Source organism: Streptomyces sp. NPDC059092 (assembly GCF_042756365.1).
Classification (GTDB): domain Bacteria; phylum Actinomycetota; class Actinomycetes; order Streptomycetales; family Streptomycetaceae; genus Streptomyces.
The window spans coordinates 66,092-73,338 of sequence record NZ_JBHZEJ010000039.1 but is presented as its reverse complement, the minus strand read 5'-3'; the positions used below and the strand labels follow the sequence as shown (position 1 = coordinate 73,338).

Annotated in this window: 7 protein-coding genes; all 7 read right to left on the bottom strand. The window is 72.5% G+C overall.

Annotation, left to right across the window (positions count from 1 at the left end):
• Nucleotides 1-146 precede the first annotated feature (146 nt).
• The 7 genes from serC to ACFXPL_RS22355 all read right to left on the bottom strand — a co-directional run bounded on the left by serC (nucleotide 147) and on the right by ACFXPL_RS22355 (nucleotide 7,081).
• Nucleotides 147-1,265: a phosphoserine transaminase gene (gene serC, locus ACFXPL_RS22385; protein WP_384922235.1), complete on the bottom strand. Its 1,119-nt coding sequence runs from the start codon at nucleotides 1,263-1,265 to the stop codon at nucleotides 147-149.
• Nucleotides 1,266-1,329: 64 nt separating this feature from the next.
• On the bottom strand, nucleotides 1,330-2,574 hold the full coding sequence (locus tag ACFXPL_RS22380) for a cytochrome P450 (protein WP_384922232.1): 1,245 nt from the start codon (nucleotides 2,572-2,574) through the stop codon (nucleotides 1,330-1,332).
• Nucleotides 2,575-2,703: 129 nt separating this feature from the next.
• Complete coding sequence (locus ACFXPL_RS22375; RefSeq protein ID WP_384922229.1) at nucleotides 2,704-3,972, bottom strand: cytochrome P450; 1,269 nt, start codon at nucleotides 3,970-3,972, stop codon at nucleotides 2,704-2,706.
• Entirely contained in the window at nucleotides 3,969-4,664 is a 696-nt protein-coding gene (locus ACFXPL_RS22370; protein WP_384922227.1) for an ATP/GTP-binding protein, read from the bottom strand. The genes ACFXPL_RS22375 and ACFXPL_RS22370 overlap by 4 nt, the downstream gene beginning before the upstream one ends.
• Nucleotides 4,645-5,037: a DUF742 domain-containing protein gene (locus tag ACFXPL_RS22365; RefSeq protein ID WP_384922224.1), complete on the bottom strand. Its 393-nt coding sequence runs from the start codon at nucleotides 5,035-5,037 to the stop codon at nucleotides 4,645-4,647. The genes ACFXPL_RS22370 and ACFXPL_RS22365 overlap by 20 nt, the downstream gene beginning before the upstream one ends.
• Nucleotides 5,034-5,525, bottom strand: coding sequence for a roadblock/LC7 domain-containing protein (locus ACFXPL_RS22360; protein WP_384922222.1), 492 nt, complete (start codon nucleotides 5,523-5,525; stop codon nucleotides 5,034-5,036). The genes ACFXPL_RS22365 and ACFXPL_RS22360 overlap by 4 nt, the downstream gene beginning before the upstream one ends.
• Complete coding sequence (locus tag ACFXPL_RS22355) at nucleotides 5,522-7,081, bottom strand: sensor histidine kinase (RefSeq protein WP_384922220.1); 1,560 nt, start codon at nucleotides 7,079-7,081, stop codon at nucleotides 5,522-5,524. Before ACFXPL_RS22355 ends, ACFXPL_RS22360 begins: the two co-directional genes overlap by 4 nt.
• Between the last annotated feature and the right edge of the window lie 166 nt (nucleotides 7,082-7,247).

Genomic DNA, 7,247 nt, shown 5'->3' with positions numbered 1-7,247 from the left:
GCGGGTGGTGCTGCCGACTTTATTCCCACCCCTCGCGGTGCGGTGTTACCAGGGGCGCGGTAATTTTCGGGCGGGCCCCGGCGCACAGAGCGCCGGGGCCCGCCCGAACCACGGGAGCCGCCGCAGCGGCAGGGACAACCGCGGTGTCAGAGGCGCTCGATGACGTAGTCGACGCACGTCGTCAGGGCCTCGACGTCCGCCGGGTCGATCGCCGGGAACATCGCCACGCGGAGCTGGTTGCGGCCGAGCTTGCGGTACGGCTCGGTGTCGACGATGCCGTTGGCGCGCAGCGCCTTCGCCACCGCGGTCGCGTCGATCGCGTCGTCGAAGTCGATCGTGCCGATGACCTGCGAGCGCTTCGCCGCGTTGGTCACGAACGGCGTCGCGTACTTGGACGCCTCCGCCCACCCGTACAGGTGCTGCGAGGAGGCGGCCGTGCGGTCGACCGCCCAGTCCAGGCCGCCCTGCGAGTTGAACCAGGTGAGCTGCTCGTTGAGCAGGAAGAGCGTGGCCAGCGCCGGGGTGTTGTACGTCTGGTTCTTCAGCGAGTTGTCGATCGCCGTCGGCAGGGAGAAGAACTCCGGGACGTGGCGGCCCGAGCCGTGGACGCGGGCGGCGCGCTCCAGGGCGGCCGGCGAGAAGATGGCGATCCACAGGCCGCCGTCGGCGGCGAAGGACTTCTGCGGGGCGAAGTAGTAGACGTCCGTCTCGGTGATGTCCACCGGCAGACCGCCCGCGCCGGACGTCGCGTCGACCAGGACCAGCGATCCCTCGTCGGCGCCCGCGACCCGCTTGACGGGGGCCGCGACGCCCGTGGAGGTCTCGTTGTGGGTGAAGGCGTAGACATCCGCGCCCGCCTCGGCCACCGGGTCCGGGTGCGAGCCCGGGTCGGCGGAGATGACGGTCGGGTCGGCCAGCCACGGCGCGAGCTTGGCCGCCTTGGCGAACTTGGAGGAGAACTCACCGAAGGAGAGGTGCTGCGACTTGTTGTCGATCAGTCCGTGCGTCGCGATGTCCCAGAAGGCGGTGGAGCCGCCGTTGCCCAGGACCACCTCGTACCCCTCGGGCAGCGAGAAGAGGCTGCTCACTCCGGAGCGTACGGAGCCGACCAGGTTCTTCACCGGGGCCTGCCGGTGGGACGTGCCGAGGAGAGAGGTACCGGTGGCGGCGAGCGCGTCCACCGCCTCCGTCCGCACCTTGGAGGGGCCTGCGCCGAAACGGCCGTCGGCGGGCTTGATGTCAGCGGGAATCTGGATATCGGCCACGGGCCGGAGCCTAGCCGTTCCCGAAACGGGACGGAGACGTGTCCGTCGGATGAGACACGCCCGGTCACGCCCCCGTCACGAGGTGCACGGGGAGGTCGAACAGGTCGTTCTGGGTGACCACGGGCTTGTTGCGGAGGTCCGTCGCCGGTACCGCCAGGCCCAGGCCGGGGAAACGTCCGTACAGCGCGGGCAGGGCCACGGCCGCCTCAAGGCGGGAGAGGGCCGCGCCCGGGCAGACGTGCGGGCCGTGGCCGAAGGAGATGTGGCGGTTGGGGGTGCGGGTCGCGTCGAAGTCGCCGGCCGTCGGGCCGTACCGCTCCTCGTCGCGGCCGATCGCCCCGAAGGACACGATCAGCGCTTCACCCTCAGGGAGGACGGTGTCACCGACGGCGATGTCCTCGGTCGCGAACCGGAAGAGGACGTGCGAGGTGGGGGACGACCAGCGCAGGGTCTCCTCGATCACGTCCTCCCAGGGGATCGTGCCCGCCAGCACGGCCGCGCGCTGTTCCGGATGGGTTTCCAGGGCCACCACGGCGTTGACGATCAGGGTGATCGTGGTCTCGTGGCCTGCCGCGACCATCACCATCAGGGTGTTCAGGACCTCGTCCGCCGTCAGCCGGTCGCCGTCCTCCGACGCGGCGAGCAGCGCGCTGGTCAGGTCGTCGCCCGGCGCCCCGCGCTTGGTCTCGACCACCCGGGTGAACAGCCCCCCGAGCTCCGCCATCATCTTCGGGACCTCCTCCGGCGGAGTCTGCGTGGAGAAGAACTTCTCGTACAGCTCCTTCAGCCGGGGATGGTCCGAGGGGTCGACGCCCATCAGCTCGCTGACGACGCTCATGGGCAGGCGGTACGCGAACTCCGCCTTCAGGTCGACCGGTCCCCGTGGCTGTTCGGCGAGGCTGTCCAGCAGGGCGGACGTCAGCTCCTCGATACGGGGGCGCAGCCGCTCCACCCTGCGTACGGTCAGCGCCTGCGCGACCAGCGTCCGCAGCCTGCGGTGGTCCGCGCCGTCCACGGTCAGCAAGGAGCGGCCGGGGTTGGCGAGCCCGATCAGCGCCCAGTCCAGCGGGATCTCGCAGCGCTGCCAGGCGCCCCAGACGTTGATGTCCTTGACCAGTCGGGCATCGGTGAGGAGCCGGCGCGCCTCGGCGTGGTGCGTCACCGCGTAACAGGCCACCCCGCCGGGCAGCACGACGCGCGCCAGCGGGCCGGCCGCCCGGAGCGCGGCGCTCTCGGCGTTCAGGTCGGAGACGAGCGGATCGAGCACCACCGGGTCGGGACGGGTCCGGTGTGCGTGAGGACAGTTCATGCCGTGCCTCCGTGAGGAAGTCCGTGAGTGAGTCCGTGCGCGGGTCCGTAGGCGAGTGCGTGGGTGAGTGCGTGAGCGGGTGCGTGGGTGAGTGTGTGGGCGGGTCCGTGAGCCGAAAAGGGCGGAGGGTCAGTCCGCCGGGCCGTACGCCGGGGTGGGGGTGAAGAACACCGGGAGTTCCGCCAGCCCCCGCTGCCAGGGCGACTGGCGCCAGGTCAACGAGTCGGCGGGGCCGGCGAGGTCGATGTCGGGGAGCCGGTCGAGCAGCACCTCGATGCCCGCGCGGGCCACGATCTCCGCGATCTCCTGGGCCGGGAAGGGGCAGCGGTGCTCGCCGTGGCCGAAGGAGAAGTAGGCGTTGTTGCCGCCGGTGAGCGTGGAACTGTCCGTACGGACCTGGGGGTCGTAGTTGGCGCCGGCGATGCCCAGGAGGAGCATGTCGCCCGCCTTGATGTGGCGGGTGCCGAGGCTGGTGTCGCGGGTGGCCCAGCGGCCCGCGACGTTCTGGGTCGGGGCGTCCTCCCACAGGACCTCGTTCATGGCCTCGGAGACGCTGTGCCGGCCGCCGGAGAGCGAGGCGGCGAAGCGGTCGTCGGTGAGCATCAGCCGCAGCGAGTTGCCGATCCAGTCGGCGGTGGGCTGGTGGCCCGCCACCATCATCACCATCAGGTCCTCGGCGACCTCGGTGTCGGTGAAGCCGCGGTGGTCGCGGAGCATCCGGGAGACGACGTCCTGGCCGCCCACGACGTGCTTCTCCCGCAGCAGCGTGGCCACCGACTCCGCGAGGAAACGCTGGCCCGCCAGTGCCTCCTCGCTGCCGTCGGCCAGATCGTTGAGCGCCTTGACGATCGCGGGGCCCTCTTCGTCGGGGAAGCCGTAGATCCTGGCGAGGACCCGGACCGGGAGGAGCTTGGCGTACTGGGAGATGATCTCCGTACGGCCCTCCGCGCAGAATTCGTCGATCAGCTCGTCGGCGAACTCCTCCGCGTACCGCTTGAGGACGAACGGGTCGACCGCCTCCAGCGCCTCGCTGATCATCCCGGCGCGCTCGCGGTGCTGTTCACCGACGGTGTAGAGGACGGACGGCTGGTCGCGGCCGATCATCGGAGCCATGGGCCAGTCGGCGGGGACCCGGTCCCACTGGTTCCAGAGGCCGGAGTCGCGGCTGAAGAGCGCGGGGTCGTTCGTGACCTGGTGCAGCTCGCGGTAGCCGAGGACCAGCCAGGCCGGCAGGCCGCCTTCGAGGAGTACGGGGGCGACGGCGCCGTGGTCGCGCCGCAGCTCCCGGTAGAGGCCGGTGGGGTCGTTGCGGTGGCGGGAGCTGCCGAGGGGTACGGCGCCGTCCCCGAACCGGCCGCATCCGGTTCCGCCGCCGGTGCCCCGGTCCGTCGTCGTCACGGCGTGCCCTCCGGGGACGGGTCGGTCGCGTCCGCGGATGCTGCCGCGTCCTTGTCGGCCTGGGCGTTCTTCTCGGCCCGGGCGGACAGGGTGTGCAGGTGCTCCACGAGCGTGATCAGCACGTACTTGCTGGACGAGCGGTCCCGCGCGTCGCACTCCACCATCGGTACGTCCGACGCGATGTCCAGCGCCTCACGGATCTGCTCCTCCGTGTGGAGCGGCCCGCCGAAGTCGTTGCACGCCACGATGAACGGCGTGCCGTAGTGCTCCAGGCGGTCGATCGCGTACCAGGAGTCCGCGAGCCTGCGGGTGTCGACGAGGACCACCGCGCCGAGCGTTCCGGAGAAGAGCCGGTCCCAGAGGAACCAGAAACGTTCCTGCCCGGGTGCGCCGAACAGATAGAGCACCGACCGCTTGTCGAGGGATATCCGGCCGAAGTCGAACGCGACCGTGGTCGAGGTCTTCCGGCGCAGCCCGTCGAGGTCGGCGAGCTCGTCGATCCCCTCGCCCGCGCGGGTCATCGTCTCCTCGGTGTTGAGGGGACGGATCTCACTGACGGAACGGACCATGGTGGTCTTCCCGACGCCGAACCCACCGACGACGACGATCTTCAGACCGTTGTCGGCGGTGCTGGCGAGGGACGGGCCGGCCGGCGACGGGCCGGTGGGCCGTTCAAAGGTTGCGGAGTCCAACGAGCACCTGCTCCAGGATGTGGGGATCGGGCAGCCGGCCGGCCGAGCGATCCGTACGGGGATGACGAGCGCTGATCCGGCCCGTGTCGAGCAGGTCGGCGAGCATGATCCGGACGATGCTGCCCGGCAGTTGGAGCTGGGCGGCGATCTCCACGACGGCCGTCGGGGTCTGGCACATGCGCAGGATCGTGACGTGCTCCGACTGCATGCCCGGGGTCGGATCGGACTCCGCGACCACCAGCGTCACCAGGTCGAACGTGCCCGAGTCCGACCGGCTGCGCCCTCCGGTGAGGGTGTACAGCCGGTCGGGTGAGTCGTCCCGGCCGGGGCGCCCCGGGCGCCCGGAGTGGCCGCCGGGGCCGGGGCCGCTCATACGGAGCCCGTGGCGCCCGTGCCCGTGGTACCCGGCGTCGGGGGCGAGGACGCCGAGGACGCGGACGACCCCGAGGACGCCGAGGACGGCGAGCGCGGGGGCGCGCTGAGGTAGGCGCCGAGCTGCTCGACGAGTTCGCTCATGTTGTGTCCGACCAGGCCGACATCGGAGTCCTCGGCGGCGACGACGGCGAGATGCGCGCCCTCCCCGGCCTCCACGATCAGCAGGAGGCCGCCGTAGAACTCGGCCATGGCGGACCGTACGCCGCCCTGCCCGTTGCCGAACTCGACGGACGCGCCGTGCGACAGGCTCTGGATGCCCGCCGCGATGGCGGCGAGCTGGTCGGCCTGGTCGGCGGAGAGTTCGGGCGTACGGCACAGCTTGAGGCCGTCCCGGGACAGGACCAGCGCGTGGCGGGCGCCGGGGGTGCGCTGGAGCAGGTTGTCCAGCAGCCAGTTGAGCTTCTCGTCGGTGGGGGTGCCGTTCATCGGGAATCGCCTTCCGGATCCGGGTGCGTGGTCGTGGCCGGGCGTTGCGGGTTGTCCCGTACGGCCTTGCGGAAGCTGCTGAACCGGGCCGCCTGGACGGCCGGGCTCGTGGCAGGTGTGGTGGGTGTGGGGGAAGTGGCTGACGTGCCCTCGCCGGTCCGGCGCATCGAGGCGGCGAGCGTACGGCCGCGGCGCCGCTTGGGCAGCCCGCTCTCGCCGAGCTCGGGGGGCGGTTCCGGGGCCGTTTCGGGGTCGGCGGCGCGGGCCGTGCGCGCGGCCGGCCGGGAGGCCGGTGGCGCGGCGGGTGCGGGGTCCGGGCCGGTGGCCGCGTCAGGGGCGGGGTCGGCGGCGGGCTTGCGTACGCGACGGGCGACGGGCGGCGGTACGTCCGCGGCGGGCGCTGGTGCGTCCGACGCCGTGCCCGAGGCCGAGGCCGCTGCCGTGCCGGCCTCTCCGGATGTGCCCGTGCCCGCTCCCGCGCCTGCGGCCGTGCCCGCTCCCGCGCGCGCTGTCGCCCCGGCCCGCGGCGGGGGCGCCATGTCCGGCGCCCCCGGCGCTCCCGGGCGCACCTGTGTGATCAGGTCCTGCGGCAGCATCATCAGCGCGCCCGTACCGCCCCGCGCCGACGGCCGGAACGAGACCGTCAGTCCGTGCTTGCGCGCCAGCCGGCCGACCACCGCGAGCCCGAGCCGCGTGCCCGACAGCCCGCTGAGGTCCGTCGGCACCGCCGTGACGGCCTGTTCGGCGCGGCGCAACTGGACGTCGCTCATCACCAGGCCGCTGTCCTCGACGGTGATGACGATCCCGGCCGGCACCTCCTCCACGTACACATGGACCTCGGCGGTCGGCGGCGAGAAGTTGGCCGCGTTGTCGAGGAGTTCGGCGAGCGCGTGCATGACGCCCTCGGCGGCGTGCCCGGCGATCGCGACCTGGCTCGTCGAGTGCAGCCGTATCCGCTGGTAGCCGCTGATCCGGCCCATCGCGCCACGCAGGATGGACTCCATCACGATCGGCTTCGCCCAACGCCGCCCGGAGCGCGCACCGGTCAGCACGGCGAGGGAGTCGGCGAGCCGGCCCGCCTGCGCGGTGCGGTGGTCGAGATGGAGCAGGTCGCCGAGGACGTCCTCGTCGGTGTGGCGGTGCTCCATCTCGCGCAGGTCCGCGAGCATGCTCGTCGCGAGCGCCTGCATCCGCCCGGCAGCGTTGGCGCAGGCGGAGATGGCGGCGGCGCGGTGGGAGTCGCTGCGGGACGCGGCGTCGGCGCCGCGCCGGGCGTCGGCGGCGGCGTGCCGTACGTTCTCGGCGGCCCGCTCGGCGTCGCTGTTGAGCTGCTCGATGCGCGCGGCGAGCAGGGCGTTCCGCTCGCGCAGCCGCTCACGGGCCGCCGTGAGGTGCGCGACGGCGGTGACGGCGGCGACGAGCGCCGCGGCGCCGCCCCAGGCGAGCGGCGTCCGTACGGAGGCGGGGGCGTCGGAAACGGCCCACAGGCACAGGAGGCCGCTGACGGCAGCCGATATCAGCAGGGCCGGTGCGGTGAACCGGAGTGAACGGCGCAAATTCGGCTACCTCGTAGACGGAGAAGCGGGGCAGAGGCGGTGAGAGGGAGGGGACGGCGGGGGACGGGGACGGTGTGCGGCGGGCGGGCGTACCCCTCAGGGACCGTCCGGGGAATCCGGGGGGACCCCGGGCGCCCCCAGAGGACCACAGAGAGGACTACTGAAC

What these genes read in the sequence shown, in the direction of transcription:
- ACFXPL_RS22365 (WP_384922224.1), bottom strand. Translation starts at nt 5,037, where the DNA reads ATGAGCGGCCCCGGCCCCGGCGGCCACTCCGGGCGCCCGGGGCGCCCC.
- ACFXPL_RS22380 (WP_384922232.1), bottom strand. Translation starts at nt 2,574, where the DNA reads ATGAACTGTCCTCACGCACACCGGACCCGTCCCGACCCGGTGGTGCTC.
- ACFXPL_RS22360 (WP_384922222.1), bottom strand. Translation starts at nt 5,525, where the DNA reads ATGAACGGCACCCCCACCGACGAGAAGCTCAACTGGCTGCTGGACAAC.